The sequence below is a fragment of the Trueperella pecoris genome (genome assembly GCF_014926385.1).
In the GTDB taxonomy this organism is placed as follows: Bacteria; Actinomycetota; Actinomycetes; order Actinomycetales; family Actinomycetaceae; genus Trueperella; species Trueperella pecoris.
Genome location: NZ_CP053291.1, coordinates 1063338 through 1086456, shown reverse-complemented (window position 1 = coordinate 1086456; position 23119 = coordinate 1063338). Strand labels below are relative to the sequence as shown.

General features: G+C 61.5%; 21 protein-coding genes and 4 tRNA genes. 20 read left to right on the top strand and 5 right to left on the bottom strand.

Annotation, left to right across the window (positions count from 1 at the left end; translation table 11 throughout):
• Positions 1-133: 133 nt before the first annotated feature.
• Positions 134-2383, bottom strand: coding sequence for a glycogen debranching protein GlgX (glgX, locus tag HLG82_RS05195; RefSeq protein ID WP_193327624.1), 2250 nt, complete (start codon positions 2381-2383; stop codon positions 134-136).
• 418 nt (positions 2384-2801) lie between these two features.
• Positions 2802-2873, bottom strand: a tRNA-Val gene (locus HLG82_RS05190).
• 196 nt (positions 2874-3069) lie between these two features.
• Between HLG82_RS05190 and HLG82_RS05185 the strand changes: the two genes are divergently transcribed.
• From HLG82_RS05185 to HLG82_RS05175, 3 genes are all read left to right on the top strand, one after another.
• A tRNA-Gly gene (locus HLG82_RS05185) sits at positions 3070-3142 on the top strand.
• A gap of 36 nt (positions 3143-3178) precedes the next feature.
• Positions 3179-3249 (top strand) — tRNA-Cys (locus HLG82_RS05180).
• Between the two features lie 12 nt (positions 3250-3261).
• A tRNA-Val gene (locus HLG82_RS05175) sits at positions 3262-3338 on the top strand.
• A 194-nt stretch (positions 3339-3532) separates the two neighbouring features.
• Here the strand turns inward: HLG82_RS05175 and HLG82_RS05170 are convergent.
• Together HLG82_RS05170 and HLG82_RS05165 are read right to left on the bottom strand one after the other, a co-directional pair.
• Positions 3533-3814 (bottom strand): hypothetical protein, encoded by a 282-nt coding sequence (locus tag HLG82_RS05170; protein ID WP_193327623.1) that lies wholly within the window; start codon positions 3812-3814, stop codon positions 3533-3535.
• Positions 3814-5370, bottom strand: a complete 1557-nt coding sequence (locus tag HLG82_RS05165; RefSeq protein WP_193327622.1) for a PspC domain-containing protein — start codon at positions 5368-5370, stop codon at positions 3814-3816. The genes HLG82_RS05170 and HLG82_RS05165 overlap by 1 nt, the downstream gene beginning before the upstream one ends.
• 133 nt (positions 5371-5503) lie before the next feature.
• Here HLG82_RS05165 and HLG82_RS05160 point away from each other — a divergent pair, with 133 nt between their 5' ends.
• On the top strand, positions 5504-6709 hold the full coding sequence (locus tag HLG82_RS05160) for an ATP-binding protein (protein WP_255313944.1): 1206 nt from the start codon (positions 5504-5506) through the stop codon (positions 6707-6709).
• Positions 6710-7357: a response regulator gene (locus HLG82_RS05155; RefSeq protein WP_193327620.1), complete on the top strand. Its 648-nt coding sequence runs from the start codon at positions 6710-6712 to the stop codon at positions 7355-7357.
• Positions 7358-7376: 19 nt separating this feature from the next.
• Here HLG82_RS05155 and HLG82_RS05150 read toward each other — a convergent pair whose 3' ends face one another.
• Entirely contained in the window at positions 7377-8753 is a 1377-nt protein-coding gene (locus tag HLG82_RS05150) for an L-serine ammonia-lyase (protein ID WP_193327619.1), read from the bottom strand.
• 90 nt (positions 8754-8843) lie between these two features.
• Here HLG82_RS05150 and thrS point away from each other — a divergent pair, with 90 nt between their 5' ends.
• The 15 genes from thrS to HLG82_RS05075 all read left to right on the top strand — a co-directional run bounded on the left by thrS (position 8844) and on the right by HLG82_RS05075 (position 23075).
• Entirely contained in the window at positions 8844-10889 is a 2046-nt protein-coding gene (gene thrS / locus HLG82_RS05145) for a threonine--tRNA ligase (protein WP_216858965.1), read from the top strand.
• A gap of 11 nt (positions 10890-10900) precedes the next feature.
• Positions 10901-11527: a phosphatidylinositol phosphate synthase gene (pgsA, locus tag HLG82_RS05140; protein ID WP_193327618.1), complete on the top strand. Its 627-nt coding sequence runs from the start codon at positions 10901-10903 to the stop codon at positions 11525-11527.
• Positions 11524-12480 (top strand): phosphatidylinositol mannoside acyltransferase, encoded by a 957-nt coding sequence (locus tag HLG82_RS05135; RefSeq protein WP_193327617.1) that lies wholly within the window; start codon positions 11524-11526, stop codon positions 12478-12480. The genes pgsA and HLG82_RS05135 overlap by 4 nt, the downstream gene beginning before the upstream one ends.
• Before the next feature lie 9 nt (positions 12481-12489).
• Positions 12490-13614, top strand: a complete 1125-nt coding sequence (locus tag HLG82_RS05130; protein ID WP_193327616.1) for a glycosyltransferase family 4 protein — start codon at positions 12490-12492, stop codon at positions 13612-13614.
• Complete coding sequence (locus tag HLG82_RS05125; protein WP_193327615.1) at positions 13611-14207, top strand: hypothetical protein; 597 nt, start codon at positions 13611-13613, stop codon at positions 14205-14207. The genes HLG82_RS05130 and HLG82_RS05125 overlap by 4 nt, the downstream gene beginning before the upstream one ends.
• Positions 14200-15345, top strand: a complete 1146-nt coding sequence (locus tag HLG82_RS05120; protein ID WP_193327614.1) for a PrsW family intramembrane metalloprotease — start codon at positions 14200-14202, stop codon at positions 15343-15345. Before HLG82_RS05125 ends, HLG82_RS05120 begins: the two co-directional genes overlap by 8 nt.
• Positions 15342-15893 carry an NUDIX hydrolase gene (locus HLG82_RS05115; protein WP_193327613.1) on the top strand — a complete coding sequence of 184 codons (552 nt, stop codon included), beginning with the start codon at positions 15342-15344 and terminating at the stop codon, positions 15891-15893. The genes HLG82_RS05120 and HLG82_RS05115 overlap by 4 nt, the downstream gene beginning before the upstream one ends.
• A gap of 50 nt (positions 15894-15943) precedes the next feature.
• Entirely contained in the window at positions 15944-16705 is a 762-nt protein-coding gene (locus HLG82_RS05110) for a YebC/PmpR family DNA-binding transcriptional regulator (RefSeq protein ID WP_193327612.1), read from the top strand.
• Entirely contained in the window at positions 16706-17329 is a 624-nt protein-coding gene (gene ruvC / locus HLG82_RS05105) for a crossover junction endodeoxyribonuclease RuvC (RefSeq protein ID WP_193327611.1), read from the top strand.
• A gap of 83 nt (positions 17330-17412) precedes the next feature.
• Positions 17413-18000, top strand: a complete 588-nt coding sequence (ruvA, locus tag HLG82_RS05100; RefSeq protein ID WP_193327610.1) for a Holliday junction branch migration protein RuvA — start codon at positions 17413-17415, stop codon at positions 17998-18000.
• 2 nt (positions 18001-18002) lie between these two features.
• On the top strand, positions 18003-19013 hold the full coding sequence (gene ruvB, locus HLG82_RS05095; RefSeq protein WP_193327609.1) for a Holliday junction branch migration DNA helicase RuvB: 1011 nt from the start codon (positions 18003-18005) through the stop codon (positions 19011-19013).
• A 107-nt stretch (positions 19014-19120) separates the two neighbouring features.
• The gene (gene yajC, locus HLG82_RS05090) at positions 19121-19510 is read left to right on the top strand and encodes a preprotein translocase subunit YajC (RefSeq protein WP_193327608.1); all 390 of its coding nucleotides are present in this window, start codon (positions 19121-19123) and stop codon (positions 19508-19510) included.
• A 33-nt stretch (positions 19511-19543) separates the two neighbouring features.
• On the top strand, positions 19544-21427 hold the full coding sequence (gene secD, locus HLG82_RS05085) for a protein translocase subunit SecD (RefSeq protein ID WP_255313943.1): 1884 nt from the start codon (positions 19544-19546) through the stop codon (positions 21425-21427).
• Positions 21427-22524: a protein translocase subunit SecF gene (secF, locus tag HLG82_RS05080; protein ID WP_193327607.1), complete on the top strand. Its 1098-nt coding sequence runs from the start codon at positions 21427-21429 to the stop codon at positions 22522-22524. Before secD ends, secF begins: the two co-directional genes overlap by 1 nt.
• Positions 22521-23075, top strand: a complete 555-nt coding sequence (locus tag HLG82_RS05075; RefSeq protein WP_193327606.1) for an adenine phosphoribosyltransferase — start codon at positions 22521-22523, stop codon at positions 23073-23075. Before secF ends, HLG82_RS05075 begins: the two co-directional genes overlap by 4 nt.
• Positions 23076-23119: the final 44 nt, after the last annotated feature.

Below are 23119 nucleotides of genomic sequence, written 5' to 3'. Positions count from 1 at the left end.
TTCTAGGGGAGCCCCCGAAGATTGCTCAACGAGGGCTCCCCAAAAACGCGCGAACTGTTCGCTAGCGCCTTAACCGCGTGCCGGCTGTGCCGTGCAGGGCGTCATTCGAGCGAATGTTAGCTCTGCGCACGTGTTAGCTCTGCACCGGTGAGGCGACGTGCTCACGGACGGTAGCGTCCGTTGCCGCGCCAACCGACGGCGCATTCTCGGCGCGGGCGGAGGCCAGGCGCAACGACGTCGGGCTCAGCGTTTCGCCGTCGAGCGAAGCGTCAACCTCGTGGCGCCGTACCAAAATCGTGATCGAACGCGATGTCACGGAGAACGTGTCTCCTTCGGACAGCGTGGCGCCAATCTCCTGGTCGGCGTCAGTGCTGAGGATCGAATGCCACACGGCCTCCGTTTCAGTACTGGGAATCGTGAAATCCAGGTTCTCGGCGGACGCGTTATAGGCGAGCAAGAAATCGTCATCAATGACCTGGTTGCCGCGCGCGTCAGGCTCGGCGATACGCTGCCCATTGAGGTAGACCATGACTGAACGGGCAAACCACGTATCCCAATCTTGGTCAGCCATTTCGGTGCCGTTATTGGCGAACCACATGATGTCCCCGTGCTCGGATTCTCCACCGCGGCCAGCCGCGCCCTTGAAGAATCGACGACGACGGAAGACCGGGTGGTCATTGCGCAACGAGATAACGGACTGGACGAAGGAATGCATCTCGACCTCCGCCTCGCTCAATTCCCAGTCCATCCATGACAGTTCGTTGTCCTGGCAATAGGTGTTGTTATTGCCTTGTTGCGTGCGCACGAGCTCATCGCCGTGGGAAATCATCGGGACCCCCTGGGAGGTCAGGAGCGTAGTGAAGAAGTTCTTCATCTGCCGTTGGCGCAGTGCGAGAATACCGCGATCCTCGGTGGGGCCCTCAACGCCCATATTCCACGACTTGTTGTTCGGCGAGCCATCAGCCCCGCCTTCACCGTTGGCCTCGTTGTGCTTCTCGTTGTAAGAAACGAGATCATTGAGCGTGAAGCCGTCATGGGCAGTGATGAAGTTGATCGAAGCAAACGGGCGGCGGCCAGAATGCGCGTAAAGATCTGAAGATCCTGTCAGACGTGAAGCGAATTCGGAAAGAACTGAGGGCTCGCCGCGCCAGAAATCACGCATCGTGTCGCGGTAGTTGCCGTTCCATTCTGTCCACAGTGGCGGGAACTCGCCCACGTTGTAGCCGCCTTCCCCGACGTCCCACGGCTCCGCGATCAATTTGACCTGGGAAATGATGGGATCTTGCTGGATGATGTCAAAGAAGGACGACAGTTTGTCGACAGCGTGGAGCTCGCGTGCCAGCGTGGAGGCCAGATCGAATCGGAAACCGTCGACATGCATGTCGACAACCCAGTAGCGTAGCGAATCCATAATCAGCTGCAGCGAATGCGGGGAAGACATGTTCAAAGAATTGCCCGTGCCCGTGGTATCGAAGTAATGGGCGAGGTCGCCGTCAACAAGGCGGTAGTAGGCGCGGTTGTCGATCCCGCGGAAAGACAACGTTGGGCCCATGTGATTGCCCTCGGCCGTGTGGTTATAGACGACGTCGAGGATGACCTCGATATCGGCGTCGTGATACGCCTTCACCATTGCCTTAAACTCCTCGACCTGGGAGCCAACCTCGCCAGAAGACGAGTACGTATTCTGAGGAGCGAAGAAGCCGATCGTGTTGTATCCCCAGTAATTCGACAAGCCCTTATCTTGAAGAGAGGGATCGTTGACAAACTGGTGGATAGGCATGAGCTCCACGGCCGTAATACCCAATTCCTTGAGGTAATTGACCATCGCAGGGTGAGCCATGCCCATGTACGTCCCGCGCATCGCCTCCGGGATGTCCGGGTGCGTGGCTGTCATGCCCTTCAGGTGGGCTTCATAAATGATGGAGTTATGGTACTCGTGCTTCGGCGGGCGATCGTGGCCCCAATCAAAGAAGGGATTGACGACCACAGAAAGCATAGTGTGGCCGAGCGAATCCTCTTCGGCGCGCTGATTGTGATCGAAGAAGTTGTAAGAGAAGTTAGCTTGATGGTTCTCGACTTGACCCTCAATGGCCTTGGCGTAGGGGTCAAGAAGAATCTTTGAGGGATCGCATCGGTGACCGTTTTCGGGCTCGTACGGACCGTGGACGCGATATCCATAGCGTTGACCGGGGCGAATGCCGGGGAGGTAGCAGTGCCATACGTAGGCGTCCACCTCTCGGAGCTCGACGCGCTGCTCGCCGCCATCTTCATCGATCAGACAGAGATCAATCTTGTCCGCAACGGAAGAGAAGATCGCGAAGTTCGTTCCGGTGCCATCAAAAGTGGCGCCGAGTGGGTAGGGTTTTCCTGGCCAAATTTCCATGACTATAGGCTCTCACGGCCCACCGATATTTTGGCGCAACTTACGCTGTTATATCGCTGTGGGCGGGAAAGTCGGTCGTCTTAGCTGCGGGTTTGCCCGCGTTGGGATGGCAGGCTGGCGGGTTGGCGTGCTCGCGGGTTGGCCTGCTGGCGTGCTGCCGGGCTGGCCAACTGGCGTTCTCGCGGGCAGCTTTCATCGTGGTGCCGGCGAGACGGAGCCGTGAGCTCGCCTTTGCGTCGTTCAATGTAGGTTTTTGGACCGATCGTTGTGGATAGCGAAGATCGGTCCAAAAACCTACATCCAAGGACGCGGAGGTTCCTCGGGCCGGGCCAGGAGGGCGTGCGGCTCGCGGAGCGGGGGTTGCGAGGGGCGCCTGTGCCGACAAAAAGAAAAGCGCCACCGAAGTGACGCTTGATTGTGGGCGATACTGGGATCGAACCAGTGACCCCTTCCGTGTGAAGGAAGTGCGCTACCGCTGCGCTAATCGCCCGTTCAGATCTACATAAGTAGTTCTGGTTGCTCACTGAGAGTAGCTGATCCGCGCTTCAGGTTGCAAACAGAATCGGCGTAGCGCACGTCACGTTGACTCGATTAGACATCGTTCCGAAAATCTGGCTATATTTATCAGGCAGTCAACGAGACGGAAAACGAAACGAAAACGTTTCGAGGAACGAAAAGTTGAAAATGCGGATGTAGCTCAGTTGGTAGAGCATCACCTTGCCAAGGTGAGGGTCGCGGGTCCGAGTCCCGTCATCCGCTCGAAGGCCAAGTAGTTTGCTACTACTTCAACCACCTGGTGGGTTGGCCGAGAGGCGAGGCAGCGGCCTGCAAAGCCGTATACACGGGTTCGAATCCCGTACCCACCTCTCATATCGCAAGGGCGATTGGCGCAGTTGGTTAGCGCGCTTCCTCGACACGGAAGAGGTCACTGGTTCGAATCCAGTATCGCCCACCAAAAGCCCCGGATGAAAATCCGGGGCTTTCAGCATCTCGAGGTAAGGCGGCAGGAGACCTTCGCCTTGAGGGAGCTTTCCCCAGACCGCACTAAGCTGATTCGCGCTGTATTAACAAGCAGTAGGTTAATACAGCGCGAATCAGCTTAATAGGGTTTCGAGCGCCTAGAACAATAGGCCCTCGAGCCAGGGTTCGTCACAGGCGCTCGGGTAACTTTTGTCCTTGGATCATTGCCGACTCGCCGAAGTCGCCGGACATCACGCCACCCTCGACGGGAGTTTCGCCGCGATGGGCCACGGGATCTTCGGCTTTTTCCCTGCGCGGCACGAGTGCACTAAGTGCAAGGATGGCCGATGTGGCTAGGAGCGCGATGACGACGAAGATGCGCACATCAATGTGGATTCCGCTCGCCCGAGCAATTCCGGTGGCCGCAAGGACGAGGGCGAGGACGCCGAATGTGGAGGTAGTGGCTCTCATTATTTTCCTTCTTCCGTGGTTGCTGAAGCAGATTGGGATTCAACGCCAGTGCCGGGTTCAGCGCCGGTCGATTCGGGCGCAGCGTCGGGATCGGCTCCGGGCTTCTCGGAGTATTCTTCTGCCACCGGCGGGTCGAAGAAGCTGGGGGAGACGCCGTCTACATCGAGAGAGCCGTAGCTGAACATGATCTTGATGTGGCGCGCTGCCGAAGCGTTAGCGATAGCGGCAGGGCTAGCGAATGTGAGGCTCTGACCTGGGTCGAGTGAGACCGTGGCCTCGTATCGTTGTTCGTCTTGGCTCGAGCGCTGGCCTGGATACCAGGACGTGACTTTTTGGCCGTCGAGGCTGGCCTCCCACGTGCTCGTGCCTGAAAGCCTGACGTGGCTATCACCGTAGGCATCGGGATGCCTGGTGAATTCGAAGATGACGGGAACCTCCTCATTGACGAGGTAGGACTGGCTCGCGACTATGAACGTCTTCACGTGACGGCCTGCCGGGCTGATGTTGTCGATCGACCGAATGACGTTACCCGGAGCTGTGTACAGCAGAGTTGGCGCCTTTGCCGACGTCGACGTGGTCAAGAGCGTCGTGTTGGGCGCCAGCAGGATGTGGTTAGGAATAAAAAGTGCGACGATGAGCGCGATGGTCGTTGGTATGGCAAGTAACCAGGTTGTGGCGGTGAGCCAACTTCCGCGTAGCCCGCGCGCCCCGGCGATCATGACACCGAGGGCGACGACGCCCAGCGGTACGGCGAGAGCCATCAAAATAGACGCGAGGCTGCCACGCGTCGCGAGGAGTGAGATCGCGCCTGCGACGATCGCGAGCGCGAGGAACATGCGTATGAATCGTCCGCTTGCTGCCGGGGTGCGTACGCGGCGAGGTTTGGTCTTCCTTGCTTGGCGCGCGCCGCCGACGCCGTCCGCGCCCGCCACGTCGATCGGTTCTGTCACACCGATCGATTCCGTCACGCCGAGTGGTTGCGTAGTCCCAATCGGTTGAGTTGCATCGATGGGGTGTGCCACACCGAGGCTTTCTGTCACACCGACCGGCTGTGTAGGTGTGACGCCGTCTGGCAGGGACCCGCGGGCAGAATCGAAATCCGACGCATCGTGAGTACCTTGCGCATCGTCAAAACGTCGCGCATCACTAGAACGTGGCGATCTGAAGCGCCCCAAGACGTAAGCCACCGCGACAAGGATGACGAGACCGAAAAACGGTGCGCGCCGGAAAGTGATTCCAGCACTGGCCGTGATGAAAGGCAGGAATACTGCTATTCCGGCAATTGTCAGGACGCTGGCTGCCGCCACGCTGGCGTCGGGATCGTGAAGGGCGCCTTCGAGGAGGATGTCGGCATCGTCGTAGGAAGGAATGAGTAGCCAGCCGAGTCCGTAAAGGAGGAGCCCGATTCCGCCGATAGGAATGAGGACGAGGGCGCCCACGCGCACGAGCACGGGGGAGATGCCCCATCGGTGGGCAAGTCCAGCACACACGCCTGCAACAATGTTGTCCGGTGTACGCCGAAGCGGTTGGGAACGAAGTGAGTCGTATATCTTCATGTCTTAAGTCTTTGACATCGCTTGGCGCGACGCGACCCGGGACACCCCTGAAAGAACCCTGATTTTGCCGAAAAATCCCTGATTTCTTGCCCGGAGGGTTGGGAATGGTCCTGCGAGGTGAGACGATTCAAGCATGAATACGTATGCAGATCTCCGAGCCCCTTGGGCAGTCGAACGTCCTGAGCTTGTCCGGCGTCGACCGTCGGTGCTGGCCGGTGTGTGTCGCGGGATGGCGCAGCATCTTGGTGGAAGCGTGAAAGCGTGGAGGTGGGGGTGCGTACTGTTGATATGGACGTTCTTTGTCCCGCTGGTCTACCTGATCCTTGCGATGATACTGCCGCGGGAGGGGCAGGATCCGACTCGTGCCCGCCTGGTCAGGCCGTTGAGCAGCGGACGTGCGGATTCCTCGCGAGCGACTGTTTCGGTCTTGCTGGCCGGATTGGGCGTAATTGTGCTCATGCTGATGTCGGGAGTCGCCGAGGCGCTGATGGTGTGGATCTTCCCGATGACGCTCGTGTTGGTGGGCGCAGCGCTGGCCTGGTCCTTCCACGAGGGGCGGTGGTCGAACGTCGCTCTCGGTGCGGGCCTCGCCATCGCTACCATGGGCAGCGTGATCGCCGTATCCAACATGGGCTTGCGAAGTGCGACGGCAACTGTGATGCTCACGGGTTTTGCCTCGCTCCTGTCTGCGGCGTTCGTCATCTATCCTTCCCGCCTGCGCGCTCGCCTTTTTGCTCAGGAGCAACAGGCCCAGCTGATTCGGGAGGAGACGAGGGCGGATATCGCCGCGCACCTGCACGATTCCGTGTTGCAGACTCTTGCGCTGATTCGCTCCCGTGCCGACGACGCCGACGCCGTCCGCCTTCTGGCGCGTCGCCAGGAGCAGGAATTGCGTGACTATCTTTATTCTGATCGGGCGGATGAGGCGACGTCGGTGGCGGTGGCTTTGACGAGCAGGGCCCGCGACCTTGAGGTAACGTACGGCGCGCAGATCGACGTCGTGATCACGGGCGATACCGAGATTGACGGGACTACCCAGGCGCTGATCGACGCCGCGGGTGAGGCCATGACGAACGCCTGCAAGCATGGCGGTAGCCCGATCTCGGTTTATGCTGAGCTCGGGCCGGGCGCCGAGGTGTGGATCCGTGACCGTGGAGAGGGCTTCGACGTTGGCGCGATTGGCGAGGATCGCCAGGGCATCCGTCAGTCAATTTATGGTCGAATGGAACGTGCGGGTGGTCAGGCCACAGTCAGGTCCCCGCTTCCCTCGGGAGGAACCGAGGTTCACGTGCGAGCTGCACAAGTAGACTGTAGCGCCGATGTATCTGAGGAGGCATAGATGAAGGTCATCGTGGTGGACGATCATGCCCTTGTCCGGGCCGGGATCATTGCCCAAATCGATGCTCACGATGGTATCGAAGTGGTAGGGGAGGCAGCGAGCGTTGATGAGGCGGTCGAGGCCATCGCAACAGTGCCCTGCGACGTCGTGCTCCTCGATGTCCACCTTCCGGGCGGTGCCGGTGGGGGAGGTGCGGAGGTCATTCGGCGCGTCATGACCACGGTCACGAGGCCGCGCTTCCTGGCGCTGTCCGTCTCGGACGCGGCCGAGGACGTGGTGTCGGTGGTCCGCGCCGGGGCACGCGGATACGTCACAAAGTCGATCAACAGCTCCGATCTTGTGGAGTCCCTTCAGCGGGTGCTCGCCGGGGACGCCGCGTTCTCGCCCAAACTCGCAGGCTTCGTCCTCGACGCGTTCGGAACCAGCGCCAGCGCCGTGGCGGACGAGGACGAGGAACTCGACCGCCTCTCTGCTCGCGAGCAGGAGGTGATGCGGCTGATCGCACGCGGATACACCTACAAGGAGACGGCCGCCGAACTGTTCATCTCGATCAAGACCGTGGAAAGCCACGTTTCTGCCTGCTTGAGGAAACTCCAGCTCTCCAACCGCAAGGAGCTCTCGCGTTGGGCGGCCGCGCGCGGGATCTAGCGCAACATCCGGCGCTCTCTTAACACTCGATCACGTTGACGCCGACGCCGACATGGACGGCGAGGCCGCCCAGCGCGGTCTCCTTATACTTCGACTGCATATCCTGGCCGGTCTCACGCATAGTGGCGATCACCGAGTCGAGCGAGACCATGTGGCTGCCGTTGCCGCGAAGAGCCGTGCGAGCAGCAGCAACAGCCTTAATGGCGGCGATGGCGTTGCGCTCGATGCAGGGGATCTGTACAAGACCACCAACCGGGTCGCAGGTCAGCCCAAGATTGTGTTCCATCGCGATTTCCGCCGCGTTTTCCACCTGGCGGGGGCTGCCCCCGAGTACCGCCGCAAGGCCCGCAGCCGCCATCGAACATGCAGAACCGACCTCACCCTGGCAACCAACCTCAGCGCCTGAAATAGAGGCCGTGGTCTTAAAAATCATTCCGATTGCGCCGGCAGTGAGGAGGAAGGTGGCGACTGCGTCGTCGTCGAACCCGTCAATGAAGTCCCGGCAGTAATGCATGACGGCTGGAATGATGCCTGCCGCGCCGTTCGTGGGTGCAGTGACCACGCGGCCGCCGCCTGCGTTCTCCTCGTTGACAGCGAGGGCATATAACGTGATCCAGTCCATTGCGCGTAAAGGGTCGGTGGGATCGGATTCGACAGATAACTTTGCGTGGAGACTGGGCGCACGCCGTAATACTTGCAGGCCGCCAGGTAAGACGCCTTCGCGGGTGTAGCCACGGGCGACGCAGGTCTGCATGACATCCCAAATTGCTTGTAGCCCTGCCGTGATCTCCTCATCCGTGTGAAGTGCGCGTTCGTTAGCGAGGGCGACCTGCGCGATGGACATGCCGGTGCGCTCGCAGGTGGTCAGAAGGTCGTCGGCGGTACGGAATGGGTAGGGTAAATCCGCGGTGGGCGCGAGCTCCATGTCGGCGTCTTCTTCGCACACCACGAAGCCGCCCCCGATGGAATAGTAGGTACGCTCGAGGATTTTCGCCTCGCCTCGCCACGCTCGAAGCGTCATCCCGTTGGGATGCCCGGGTAGTTCCTCACGCCCGCGAAGGTCGATGTCATACGTCGGGTCGAAATCGATCACGTCGGGCCCCTCGCCGGTTGCCAGCCTGAGGTGATGGTCGGCGCGAACCGCCCGGACGGCGTCGTCGACCCGATCGGGATCGACCTGGGCGGGATCCTCGCCCATCAACCCCAAGATGACTGCCTTGTCGGTGCCGTGGCCAACACCCGTCGCACCGAGGGAGCCGTAGAGGACGACGCGGACCGCCGTCGTGTCGCAGGGCAGGAGGGTGGCAAACATACGTGCGGCGCTCATTGGGCCGACAGTGTGGGAAGAAGAGGGGCCGATACCGATCTTGAAGAGGTCGAAGACGCTTAAACTCATGGGAAGATACTAACGCTATGTAGCGCTTCACATGGAGGAGCGAAAGGGCAGTTGGCGTCGACGGGTATGATGGCAGGGTGCGTACCTTGTATGTGCGTACAGGATTTGAGAGGAGCCACCGTGCCCAACCTGATGATTGATGGGGTCTCGCTGCAGATCGGCGAGTCGATCAATGGAATTGACCACTTTAAGTCCAACCGCGATATCGTCGCCCTCCGGGTCGACGGCGAACTGAAGGACCTGGCCACGGATCTGGCCACGCTTCCCGAGGGCGCCACGGTTGAGGCAGTGTCCATCAACGAGCCCGATGGCCTGAACATCCTCCGTCACTCCGCCACCCACGTGCTGGCGCAGGCCGTGCAGAAGAAGTTCCCCGACGTCAACCTCGGCATCGGGCCCTTCATCACCGACGGCTTCTACTACGACTTTGGCAATATTCCCGCGGTGACACCCGAGTTGCTCAAGGAGCTCGAGAAGGACATGATGCGTATCGTCAAGGAGGGCCAGCGTTTCGTCCGCCGTCCCATCAGCGACGACGACGCCGCGCGTGAGCTGTCCGACCAGCCCTACAAGATTGAACTCATTTCGCTCAAGGGCGGATCGGACGCCGATAACAACCAAGCCGCAGAGGGCGCCTCGATTGAGGTTGGCGGCGGCGAGCTGACGATGTACGACAACGTCAACCGCCAGGGGGAGACGGTGTGGACGGATCTGTGCCGCGGGCCGCACCTGCCGAACACCAAGCTCATCGGAAACGGATTCTCGCTCACCCGTTCCTCGGCCGCCTACTGGCGCGGGGACCAGGCCAACGATTCGCTCCAGCGAATCTATGGCACCGCGTGGCCGAGCAAGGACGAGCTCAACGCCTACAAGACGCGCATCGAGGAGGCCCAAAAGCGCGATCACCGCAAGCTCGGCAACGAGCTCGACCTCTTCTCTTTCCCCGACGAGATTGGTTCGGGGCTGGCCGTCTTCCATCCCAAGGGCGGAATCATCCGCATGGTGATGGAGGAGTACTCGCGCAAGCGCCACGTCGAGGCCGGCTACTCCTTCGTCAATACTCCGCACATTACGAAGGGCAACCTCTTCGAGATTTCGGGCCACCTGGACTTCTATCGCGACGGCATGTATCCGCCCATGCACATGGACGAGGTCGTCGACGAGGCGGGCAACGTCGTCAAGGAGGGCCAGGACTACTACCTCAAGCCGATGAACTGCCCGATGCACAACCTCGTCTTCCGCTCTCGCGGCCGCTCCTACCGCGAGCTACCGCTGCGCCTGTTCGAGTTTGGAACGGTCTACCGCAACGAGGCCTCCGGCGTCATTCACGGCCTGACCCGCGCGCGTGGCTTCACCCAGGACGACGCCCACATCTACTGCACGCGTGAGCAGATGAAGGAAGAGCTGACCACGCTTCTTGACTTCGTGCTGTCCCTGCTGAAGGACTACGGCCTCGACGACTTCTACCTCGAGCTGTCGACGAAGGATCCGAAGAAGTATGTGGGCAGCGACGACGTGTGGGAGGAGTCGACCCGCGTTCTGGAGGAAGTGGCCACCGCTTCTGGGCTCGATCTGATCCCCGATCCCGAGGGTGCGGCCTTTTACGGCCCGAAGATCTCCGTTCAGGCCAAGGACGCGCTGGGGCGCACCTGGCAGATGTCCACCATCCAGCTGGACTTCAACCTGCCCGAGCGCTTCGAACTCGAATACACCGCCCCGGACGGCACACGTCAGCGTCCGGTCATGATCCACCGGGCACTGTTCGGCTCGATTGAACGCTTCTTCGGTGTGTTGACCGAGCATTACGCGGGCGCGTTCCCGGCGTGGCTCGCGCCCGTTCAGGTTCGATGCGTTCCGGTTGCCGAGGCGTTCAACGACTACCTGTTCGAGGTCGCTGACAAGCTTCGTCGCCGTGGTGTGCGTGTGGAGGTTGACACCTCCGATGACCGCTTCGGCAAGAAGATTCGTAACGCCTCGAAGGACAAGGTGCCCTTCACCCTCATCGCCGGTGGCGAGGACGCCGAGGCCGGGGCCGTCTCCTTCCGCATGCGTGACGGCTCACAGGATAACGGCATCGCCGTGGACGAGGCGATTGAGCGTATCGTGCGCGCAATCGAGACCCACGAGAACCAGTAGGGAGTAGCCTCATGCTTTCTCGCAGCGGACGGCCGCTCGCAACCGTCATCTTTGGCCCGGTGGCTAAGGCCTTCGTCAAGATGGGGATTTCCCCCAACGCCGTGACAATCACCGGTGGCGTGCTGTCGTCCGTTGCGGCCCTTGCTCTCTTCCCGGCCGGCTACCTCCTCCTCGGCGCGCTCATCGTGACGATCCTGGTGATCTTCGACAACTTGGACGGCCAGATGGCTCGTTTGACGGGCAAGACCACCAAGTTCGGGGCCTTCCTCGATTCGACGATGGACCGGGTGAGCGACGGCGCCATCTTCGCCGCACTCGCCATGTGGGGTTACCTCCAGGCGGACGACGCCGTCAAGCTCGCCACCGTCACGGGCGCGATCGCAGCCGCCGTCGTCGGCGCAATAGTGCCCTACGCCCGCGCGCGTGCGGAAGGCGTGGGCTATTCGGCGTCGGTCGGCCTAGCCGAGCGCGCCGATCGGCTGATCTTCGCCCTCATCCTCGTCCTCGCCGTCGGGTTCGGCGCACCGCACGCCGTCATGGCCGTTGGCCTGTGGCTGCTGGCGGTTGCCGCACTGTTCACGGTTGGTCAGCGCGTTGTGTACGTCTACACGCAGATGAAGAAGGCCGGCGACGCGTGATTGTCCACGTCTTCCGGCGGGCCATGTGGCTGGTCAAAGTCCTGCCTGAGCCCGTTGGCCGCGCTATTTTCCGGGCGGTGGGCACGCTCGCGGGGCTGAGCTCTTTGGCGGGCGTGCGCCAGCTGCGAGCCAACCTAGAACGCATCGTGCCCGTGGAGGGGAAGTTGGCCGCCCGGCGTCGTTCGGCGCGCGCCATGCGCTCCTACATGGACTACTACTACGAGTCTTTCCGCCTCAACTCGCTCAGCCACGCCCAGATCGATGCGCGTGTCTCCTATGAGAACATCGATGGCATCCGCCGGCACCTGCAGAGCGGGCGGTCGACGTCGGGGGCGCTGCTCCACATCGGCAATTGGGACCTGGCGGGCGCGTGGGCAACCCGCCACCTCGCGCCCGTTCATTCGATTGCGGAAAAGCTCAACCCGCCCGAGCTTGCCGATCTCTTCCTGGATTTTCGGCGCTCAATCGGGTTGACTATTTATCAGACCGGTACCGGCGGAGCCATCACTGATCTTGCGCAGTCGATGCGTGAGGGAGGAGCCTTCGTCCCGCTCCTGTGCGACCGCGACCTGTCGGCGTCGGGGGTCGAAGTGTTGCTTGCCGGAAGGCCCGTCCGCGTAGCGGTTGGGGCGGCCCTGTTGGCCCAACGCACCGGCGAGCCGATGTGGCCGGTGACGATCGTGACGGAGGATTTTAGCGACGACGTCGCCCGTGTTCGCCAAGCCGGCACCCGCTACGGAATCCGATGCATCTTCGGCGAGCCGGTGTGGCCCGCTGTCGGGCAGGAGGCGAGCGAGGAAGATCGGCATGCCGATCTTGTGCGCATGAACCAGGAGTGGCTTGACCAGGTCTCGTCTGTGCTCGCCCGCCACGTCACGGATTGGCATATGCTTCAAAAGGTGTTCGTTGAAGATCTTGACCCCGAGCGGCTCGCCCGCGCCCGTGCCAGGTAAGGAAACTGCATGAAGATTGGCATCGCCTGCGGTTACTCATGGGACGTCCACGGTGGCGTGCAGTACCACATTAGAGACCTCGCGAAGGAGCTCATTGCGCGCGGCCACGAGGTCTCGGTGATCGCTCCCGCTGAGAAGGAGCCTGCCGAGGATTTCGTGTGCCCGGTAGGCGCGGCCGTCCCGGTGCGATACAACGGATCGGTGGCCCGGTTGAGCTTTGGGCCCCGCGTCAATCGTGACGTGCGCAAGTGGTTGAAGGCCGGAAACTTCGATGTGCTTCACGTTCACGAACCATTTACGCCCTCGGTATCGATGCTAGCGCTGATGAGCGCCGATTGCCCGGTGGTCTCCACGTTCCACACGGCGATGGATCACTCGAGAATGCTGAGCCTGGCGGCGCCGTTTATCGTCCCGATCCTGGACAAGATTCAGGCTCGGATCGCTGTCTCGGAGGAGGCCCGGCGTACGGCCGTTCAACATTTGGGTGGGGACGCGTGGATTATTCCCAACGGGGTGTTCGTTCGTGATTTGCAGATTTCGGCGCCCGATGCGCGTTTTATGGGCACCCCGCAGGCCCCGACCTTGGCCTTCCTGGGCCGTCTCGATGAGCCGCGCAAGGGGCTGCAGGTGGTGGCGAAGGCCTTCGGCTCTATTCGCCGCGCACACCCCGGCGTTCGCCTCCTCGTTGCAGGTAAGGGGGACGAGGATGAGGCCCGGAAGATGTTTGGCGACAACGCCGATGCCGTGACTTTCCTTGGCCCGGTCTCGGATGAGGATAAGGCCCTGCTGCTTGGCAGCACCGATGCCTACCTCGCACCAAACACGGGCGGGGAGTCCTTTGGGATTATTCTTGTGGAGGCGATGAGTGCTGGCGCCTTCGTCATTGCCTCAGATATCCCGGCGTTCCGAGCCGTCCTTGCCGACGGCGAGTTTGGTGCCCACTTTCGAAACGAGGATCCTGAAGATCTGGCCCGTGTCACCAACGCGGCTTTGGACGATCCCCACATGCGGGCGCGTGTGGCGGGGCTGGCGGCCGAGGCCGCATGGCGTTTTGACTGGGGAACGGTCGCCTCGCACATCCTGTCCGTCTACGAAACGGCCATCCGCACCGCAAGAATCGAGGTTGACCAGTGACCTGGTGGCAAGTTCTCCTCATCGTGCTCGGCGTCATCGTTGTTGTTATAGGCATGGCGGCCACGCTCATGGCGCGCTCACTCGATCGCATTCACAAGAACGTCATGAAGTCGCGCCTTGCCCTCGAAAGGGCGCTGACGGATCGCCATCAGGCGGCGCTGCGCGTAGCGCGCTCGGGTGACCTCGATGTGGCAAGTTCAATCCTCCTCGCAGACATGGCCACCGAGGCGGTCGAAGTCTCGGTGTTTCCCATCGTCGCGGACGGGCTTGATGCTATCAGCGTGGAAGACGACGACGGGCGCGCGCTTCCCGCCAGGGCGGAGGAATCGCCAGATCGCCTGACGATCGAATCCGAACTGAGCCGGGCTATGCGTCACTCGGTTGACCAGCTTGCGCCCGACGTGCAAAGCCCCGAGCTCGCCGCCCTCGAAAGGGCACGAGTTTACGTGCAAATGACCCGGCGCTTCCACAATAATCACGTCTCGCAGGCGCGCCGCGTACGCAAGAACCGCCTGGTCCGCTTGTTGCACTTGGCCGGAAACGCCCCCGAACCCAAGACGGTCAATCTCGATGACCGGAGGGATCGTGACTGAGCAGCTTCCCGCGCGCTGGCGACAGGCGCCACGTTACGGATCGGGCTATTACTTCTTCGCCACTGCGATCACGGTCGTGGGCGTGATGGCCTTCCTCCATGTGCTACCGCGTCTACTTCAGGCGGGCTCGCACGGATTCTTCTCAGCACTTTTCTTGGCAACCATTCCACTCGGGCTGACGATTTTGTTCGTGGTGTGGGTAGATCGCTTCGAGCCCGAGCCGCTGCAACTCTACATCGTTGCCTTCGTCTGGGGCGCGGGCGTGGCGGTCGCACTCGCTCTCGCGGCCAACAATTGGTTCGAGGCGGAGGTGGCCCCCTCTGTTTTAGGAATGTCGGCGAGCCAGAATGAGATTGCCCGCATGACGGCGTCGGTAGGCGCGCCCCTGATCGAGGAATTCCTCAAGGGGCTGGGGATCGTGGCCATTTTCTTCCTCTTCCGCCGGCACTTCAACGGGCCCGTTGACGGCATCGTGTACGGAGCGCTGATTGGCGCGGGCTTCGCGTTTACGGAAAACGTGTTGTACTTTGCCCGCTACGCCGACACGATCGGCGAGGTTTTCCACCTTCGCTTCCTTGACGGGCCATTTAGCCACGACGCCTATACGGCCCTCTTCGGCTTTTTTCTCGGATTCGCGATCTACACCCGGCGCGCTGCCGTGTTCGCGTGGATGATACCCGCCTGGGTGGGGGCGGCCTTCTTCCATTTCATCAATAACGATGGCATCTATTGGATGAGTTACCGCACCTACCAGTTCGTGAGCAACGTGCCCGTGGCTATCCTCGTCATCGCCATGGTTATCTATGCGCGGCGCGACGAACGGCAAACCGTTATCGCCGGCCTGACGCCGTATGTCAATACCGGATGGATCTCAGCGGCCGAAGCGAACATGGTGTTGTCGATGCGCGAGCGCCAAAACGCCATGAACTGGGCCGAACGGGTCACGCGTAGCCACGGTGCGCCTGCCGGGTCCGGGCGACGCGCCATGAACAGCCTCCAGATGGAACTCATCTACCTTGCTCACGACCGGGCCCGCTACGAGCGGATCGGGCAGGTAGGAACGCCCGATTACTATGCGGCGGCAAACCAGCGCCTGAGCTACATCGAACACGTCCGCAAAGGAATTGCCCACACATGAGCGTATTTCCAGAACACGAATGGCCCCTCGACGCCGACGGCTACCCACATCGCGCGGCGGGCCGGTGCGCGGTATTCAACTCTCGCGGACAGCTTCTGCTCATCCTCGGTCACGACGCCGACAAGCCCGACTATCGTTGGTGGTTCACGCCAGGCGGGGGCCTGGAAGCAGGGGAGAGCCCGGCGCAGGGTGCCGCGCGCGAGCTGGCGGAGGAGACGGGACTCCAGGTGGACCCGAGCCGTATGGTCGGGCCCGTGCTCGATCGTCGTTCGACGTTCTACTTCTATCGTCAAACACGCAAGCAGGATGAGTTGTTTTTCATCCTCCACGTCAATGAGGACGAAGAGGCATTGATTGACGCGCGTGCAGGAGCACAGCTAACGGAGCTTGAAAAGGAAGTGCTTGACGACATGCGCTGGTGGGATCTGGACGAACTCGCCGCCGTCGAAAATGACGGGGAGTTGGTCTTCCCGGTGGGGCTCGTCGACATGGCTCGTGGCTGGCGCCACGGCTGGAATGGCGAACTTATTCGCGCTATTGAGGAATAGTACGTCCGGCAGGGTAGAATACCCGCTGTACTTAACGGAAAGGAAGATACGTGTCAGGACATTCTAAGTGGGCAACCACCAAGCATAAGAAGGCTGCTATCGATGCCAAGCGTGGCAAGCTCTTCGCACGCCTCATCAAGAACATCGAGGTGGCAGCACGTACCGGCGGCGGCGATCCTGACGGAAATCCAACCCTTTTCGACGCCATCCAGAAGGCAAAGAAGAATTCCGTTCCCTCCGATAACATCACGCGCGCGGTCAAGCGCGGCTCCGGCGAAGGCGGGGAGTCGGTCAACTACGAATCGATCACCTACGAAGGCTACGGCCCGGGCGGCGTCGCGCTCCTTCTCGAGTGTCTGACGGACAACCGCAACCGCGCGGCGTCCGACGTGCGCGTGGCATTGACCCGCAACGGCGGCACGTTGGCCGATCCTGGCTCGGTTGCCTACATGTTCTCCCGCAAGGGCGTCGTTGAGGTTCCGACCGAGGGCAACGATGAAGATGAGCTTCTCATGGCCGTCCTTGACGCGGGTGCCGAGGAGATTTCCAACGAGGGCGACATCTTCGAGATTCTCTCCGAGCCCAACGACGTCGTCGAGGTGCGTAAGGCCCTCCAGGCGGCCGGGGTTGACTACAACTCAGCCGAAGTGCAGTTCGTCCCCTCGATGAAGGTCGCCGTTGACGTGGACACCGCACGTAAGGTCATGAAGCTGATCGACGCGATCGATGACGTCGATGACATCCAGGCGGTGTATTCGAACGTGGATATCTCCGCCGAGGTTGCCGCCCAGCTGGAGGCTGAGGGCAACTAAATGCGGGTCTTGGGCGTTGACCCCGGTATGACGCGCTGTGGTATCGGGGTCATTGACGCGCTTGGCGGCCGACGAGTGTCGATGGTCAGCGTCGACGTCGCCCGCACAAAACCCGAGATGGCTCCCCATCAGCGTCTTCTTCTTATCTCGAACGCGATCGAAGAGGCGATTTTGCTCTACCGGCCGGACGTGGTTGCCGTCGAGCGGGTGTTCGCGCAGGAGAACGTGCGGTCGGTTACTGGCACGGCCCAGGTTGCGGGCATCGTGATGCTGGCGGCGGCGAAGGCGAGCTTGCCGCTGGGCATGCACACGCCGTCGGAGGTCAAGGCGGCCGTGACCGGAAACGGGCGGGCGGAGAAGGCGCAGGTGCAGCTGATGGTTCAGCGTGTCCTCAATCTCGACGCTCCACCGCGCCCGAAAGATGCGGCCGACGCTCTCGCCATCGCCATCTGCCACGCGTGGCGTGGGGGAGCTGAGCACATGGAGTCTGTTGATCGATCCCAGCATGGCGGAGCGGGCATGCTCCCACGTGCGGAGGGCAACGACCTCACGCCGGCCCAGAAACTGTGGGCGAAGGCCGAGCGGTTTTCGCGCCGTCACGGAGCAGTGGAACCCAAGGGCTAGCGGCGAGCCGGTGGGAGCGCGTGCCTTCGACACGCTCACGGGCGAGAGGCTACAATCAAACATATGTTCGAATGGGAGGTCTCATGATCGCATCGTTGCGCGGTCCGGTTGTGCGCGTTTCGGCTACGGAAGCAGTGATCGAAGCCGGGGGCGTGGGGTATCTTTTTTCCGCCGCTCCCGATACCTTGGCAGGATTGCGCCCGGGTGAGGAGGCCTTCGTCTATATCGCGATGGTTACCTCGCGCGAGGGGGAGAGCGCGCTGTTTGGCTTCCACGACGACGATTCGCGTGCGACCTTCGAGCTCCTCCGTTCCGTCTCAGGAATCGGGCCGCGATCAGCGCTGACGATCCTTGCTACGTTGCCTCCCGATGATCTGCGGCGCGCCATCTCTTCCAAGGATGAGGCGGCGCTCGTGCGAGTACCCGGCGTGGGTAAGAAGTCGGCGCAGCGAATGGTGCTTGAGCTTAGCGGCAAGCTTGGCCCCGCGGCGGGCGCGCAAGTCACCGCGGCGGACACGTCCGAGGCAGACGTCATTGAGGCTCTCGTGGGCATGGGCTGGAAGGAACGCGACGCGGCGGGCGCCCTCGCCGAGGCACGTAAGCTCCTGCCGGAAGGCACTGTGACGCAGTTGCTGCGGTCTTCGCTGCAAGTCCTGGGTAATCGGAGGTGATCATGGGCGAATACACGGATCCGGATGCGAACGACGTCGAACGTGCACAAGAGGCCGCTCTGCGGCCGAAGGTTCTCGACGAGTTCGTTGGCCAAGAGGTGGTGAGAAACCAGCTTTCCCTCGTCCTGGCGGCGGCGGTGCAACGCGAAAAGCCAGCCGATCACGTGCTCCTGGCAGGGCCGCCCGGCCTGGGCAAAACGACGCTGGCGATGATTATCGCGGCGGAGGTCAACGGCTCGTTGCGGCTCACCTCGGGTCCGGCGATCCAACATGCCGGGGACCTCGCCGCAGTCTTGTCCTCGTTGCAGGAGGGCGATGTCCTATTTATCGACGAAATCCATCGTCTGGCGCGGACCGCGGAAGAAATGCTCTACCTCGCGATGGAAGACTTCCGTGTGGATGTGATGGTGGGCAAGGGGCCGGGGGCGACTTCGATCCCGTTGCCGTTGCCGCCGTTCACGGTTGTTGGGGCGACGACGCGGGCGGGCCTCCTGCCTGCCCCGCTCCGAGATCGTTTCGGGTTCACCGCGCATCTCGATTACTACACCGTTGGTGAGCTTGCCTCGATCGTCGAACGCAACGCACGCAAGCTCGCCGTCGAGCTCACCCAGGACGCGGCCCACGAGATTGCCTCCCGGTCACGAGGCACCCCGCGTATCGCTAACCGACTCCTTCGCCGCGTGCAAGACTGGGCGCAGGTGCGCGGAACGGGTGTTCTTGACCTGCACGCCGCGCAATCGGCACTCGAAGTGTTCGAGGTCGATAAGAAGGGCCTCGACCGCCTGGATCGGGCGGTCCTTGACGTGCTGTGTATCCGATTTAGGGGCCAGCCCGTCGGCCTGTCCACGCTAGCGGTTTCTGTGGGTGAAGAGCCTGAAACGGTGGAGACGGTAGCCGAACCGTACCTGGTCCGGCAGGGGTTCATGATCCGCACACCGCGCGGGCGGCAGGCCACCGAACTTGCCTTCCGGCACCTCGGGCTTGCGGCGCCGGAAGAGACGCTATTTTCGTGACTTTCGTGACTCGATCCACGGGGTGAAATATGCGGTAGCAATCGAAAAATGAGTAGACTTATTTGGTTGTGGCGAAGCAACCGGTGCTTCGCATGATTGGAGATCTCATGCCCCCTGAGTTGATCATTCTAACCGTCGCGATGATCGGCCTATTTTGGCTGATGAGCCGTGGCGCGAAGAAGGCCCAGAAGGCTCAAGCCGCCAAGCGTGAGGAGGCCCTCGTCGTCGGGAACAATGTTGTGACGCAGGCAGGCTTCTTCGGACGCATCGTTGACATCGACGGTGACGCGGTCACGCTCGAGTCGCCGTCAGGTGACGAAACCGTGTGGATGCGCACGGCGATCGTTGCCCAAATGGATATCCCGCTGGGACACACCGACGAGGATACGGGCGACGTTGAAGAGTTCGTTGCCAAGGCCGAATCCGAGCCTTCTGACGCTGGTGAGCATGTCACTGATCCGTCGCCCTTCGACGACGAAAAGCCAACCGATAAGTAACTGACGTCGCGTATGCGACCCTAAGGAACAGCCGTGTCTTCAGCACACCACGCAGAGGAGTCGACGCCCAAGCCATGGCGCCGATTGACAGTCCTCTTTATTCTTATTCTTGCCCTCATCGGCTCGCTCATCGCCGGGACGATGACGACCGACAAGTCGCGCTTTACGCCGTCGCTCGCACTTGACCTCGAGGGCGGCACACAGATCATCCTTTCCCCGGTCACCACCGACGGTTCCGAGGTGACCGCCCAGGACATTCGCGAGGCGATTAACGTCATCCGCCAGCGCGTGGACGCCACCGGCGTCGCCGAAGCCGAGATTACGGCTCAGGGAGGATCGAACATCATCGTGTCCCTTCCCGGAAACCCGTCGAAGGAAACCCTCGACCTCGTCCGCACGTCTGCCGTGCTTCGCATGCGCCCGGTGCTGACGATTCTTGACCCGTCGGCGATGACGGCTGCCAAGGTTGTTTCCGCACTCGGCGACAAGGCCGGCGATCTTGACCCGGCTACCATGGACGAGAAGGCTCTCGACGAAGCGATCACGAAGCTCGCCGACATCAATGGTGACGGCCAGCTTGCGACCGAGCCGACGTCGACGCCGGCGGACGCGTCCGACACGGCGTGGATCACGGAAAAGAACCTCTACGACGCCTACAAGCTTGACTGCGCCGTTCCCGATTCCCGGCCCGCCGCAGAGACGGACAACCCCAAGGGTGCGGTCGTCTCCTGTGACCCTGCAACGGTTACCAAGTACATTCTTGGCCCGTCCGAGCTCGACGGATCGAATCTTGACAACGCCTCGTCCTCGCCGGCCGTGAGCCAGCAGGGTGTGCCGACTGGCGGATGGGCAGTCAACATGTCCTTCGATTCCGAGGGCGCCAAGCTCTTCGGTGATGTGACCACTCGACTGTCCAAGCTTGAGGCTCCGCGTAATTCCTTCGCCTCGGTTCTTGACGGTCGCGTCATTTCCTCCGCCCGCGTGTCCTACCCGATCACGGGTGGCCAGGCACAGATCACCGGTCACTTTAAGGCCGACGAGGCCGGAGCACTGGCGAACCAATTGAAGTTCGGTTCCTTGCCGCTACAGTTCAATGTGCAGTCCGAGGAACAGATTTCGGCGACCCTGGGATCTGAGCAGCTGACGTCCGGTCTCATCGCGGGATTGGTCGGCCTGTTGCTGATCGTCGCGTACATGATTTGGCAGTACCACGCATTGGGCGTGGTTGCCGTTGGTTCGATCCTGCTGTCCACCGGCCTGTCGTACCTGATCATCAGCCTCTTGTCGTGGACGATGGGCTATCGCCTGTCCATGGCGGGCGTGCTCGGCATCATCATCTCCATTGGCGTGACGGCGGATTCCTTCATCGTGTACTTTGAGCGTATCCGCGACGAGATTCGTGACGGTCGGTCGATTCCGGCCGCCGTCCAGCATGGATGGAACCGCGCCAAGCGCACGATCGTGATCTCCGACTTCGTCAACCTTGTCGCCTCGGCTGTGCTGTTTATCTTGACGGTTGGTTCGGTGCGTGGATTTGCTTTCACGCTCGGTATTACCACGGTGCTGGACTTGATTGTCGTCATGATGTTCACCTACCCGCTGATGACGCTGATCGCCAAGACCGCATTCTTTGGCAAGGGCAAGCGCGGTTCCGGTATGGATTCGGCCAAGCTTGAGGCCGCCCCGCGTTACCGCGGCCGTTCGATTCCCGAGCGCACCGTTCGTACCTCTGTTAAGAAGAGCGCGATGACGACTGACGACGGTGTCATCATCCACGACTACGAAATGCCCGACGCGCGCTTCACGGACGCCGGTGTCGGCACAAGCGGTGCAGGCACTGGGGAGTCCCTGGCAAAGCGCCGGGCCCGTCAGCGTCGCGAAGAGCGTCGCGCTCAGCGTGAAGGAGATGAGAACTAATGTCGATGTACTCCTTTGGCAATAGCCTCTACAGCGGCAAGCGGTCGTACAACATCGTTGGACGTCGCAAGTGGTGGTTCTCGATCGCGATTGCGGCCGTGCTGATTTCCTTCGCCGCGTTCCTCATCCGTGATCCGAACCTCGGTATCGAGTTCCGCGGTGGCTCGCAGTTCACGGTGTCCAGCACGACGATCTCCGATCACAAGCCGGCATACGACGTCGTCGCTGAGGTATCGACCTCGGTGCCGCGCGTGTCGAACGTCGGACAGGAGGCCGTGCGTGTCCAGACCGAGTCGCTAGATGACCAGAAGACGCAGCAGGTTCGTGCCGGCCTCGCTCAGGCCTACCAGGTCGACGAGAAGGAAGTCACCTCAACGTTCATTGGCCCTTCGTGGGGCCAGGACATTTTGGCCCAGGCGATCCGGGCCATGGTGATCTTCATGGCGCTGATTTCGATCGTGCTCATGATTTACTTCCGCTCTTGGACGATCGCTGTTGGTGCGATCGGCGCCCTGCTCCATGATTTCATCGTGACGCTCGGCGTCTACTGGCTTCTCGGCTTGGAGGTCACGCCGGCGACCATCATCGGCCTGCTGACGATCATGGGCTACTCGTTGTACGACACGGTGGTGGTTTTTGACAAGGTTCGTGAAAACACGAGCGCGCTCGAAAACCAGCACAAGCTGACGTACGCCGAGGAAGCGAACCTCGCGATCAATCAGACCCTTATCCGCTCGCTGAACACGTCGATCACGGGCCTCCTTCCGGTGCTCGCCGTGCTCGTCATTGGCGTGTGGTGGCTCGGCGCTGATACGCTTCGTGACCTGTCGCTGGTCATGTTCGTCGGCATGTTCCTCTCGGCCATCTCCTCGATTTTCGTGGCAGCCCCGGTGGCTGTGGCTCTCGCTGAGCGCGATCCGAAGATCAAGGCACACACCGAGCGTGTGCGCGAGATCCGTGGCGAACTCGCTGATCCAGCAACTGAAACCAATCAGCCCGAAACCGTGGCTTCGGGTAGCATTACGACCGAACGTGTGTCCGGTGGCCATCGCGGTCAGGGTGCACAACCCAAACGAAAGAAGAGGAATAAGCGATGAGCACTGAGGCCATCTTTCCTGAAGAGACCGTAGAAATTGTTAAGTCGCACGTTCGTGAAGTCGAAGACTTCCCGGCACGCGGAGTGCTCTTCCGGGACATCACTCCGCTGATCGCTGACGGCGAGGCTTTCGCCGCGCTCATCCAGATGCTTGCCGATCGTTATCGCGGTAAGTGCGACGCGATCGCTGGCTTGGAGTCGCGCGGCTTCATCCTTGGCGCACCGCTTGCCCACGAACTGGGCATCGGCATGCTGACCATCCGCAAGGCCGGCCGTCTCCCTGGGCCGGTGGTGGGCGTTAATTATGACCTCGAATACGGATCGGCTCGCATGGAGCTTCAACCCTTCACCGTTGAAGATGGCATGCGCGTGCTCGTGATCGACGACGTGCTGGCGACCGGCGGAACTGCCGGTGCCGCCTTCCACCTCATCGAGAAGGCGGGGGCGAAGCCCGCCGGACTGTGTGTGCTGCTCGAGCTCAGCGAGCTCGCCGGGCGAGGGTACCTCGGCGAGCACTATGACTACCCGGTAGAGTCCGTCATCGCCTACTAGAGACGAGAGCATCCATGTGGGGTGGCGTGACTGCTGGCTGCGGT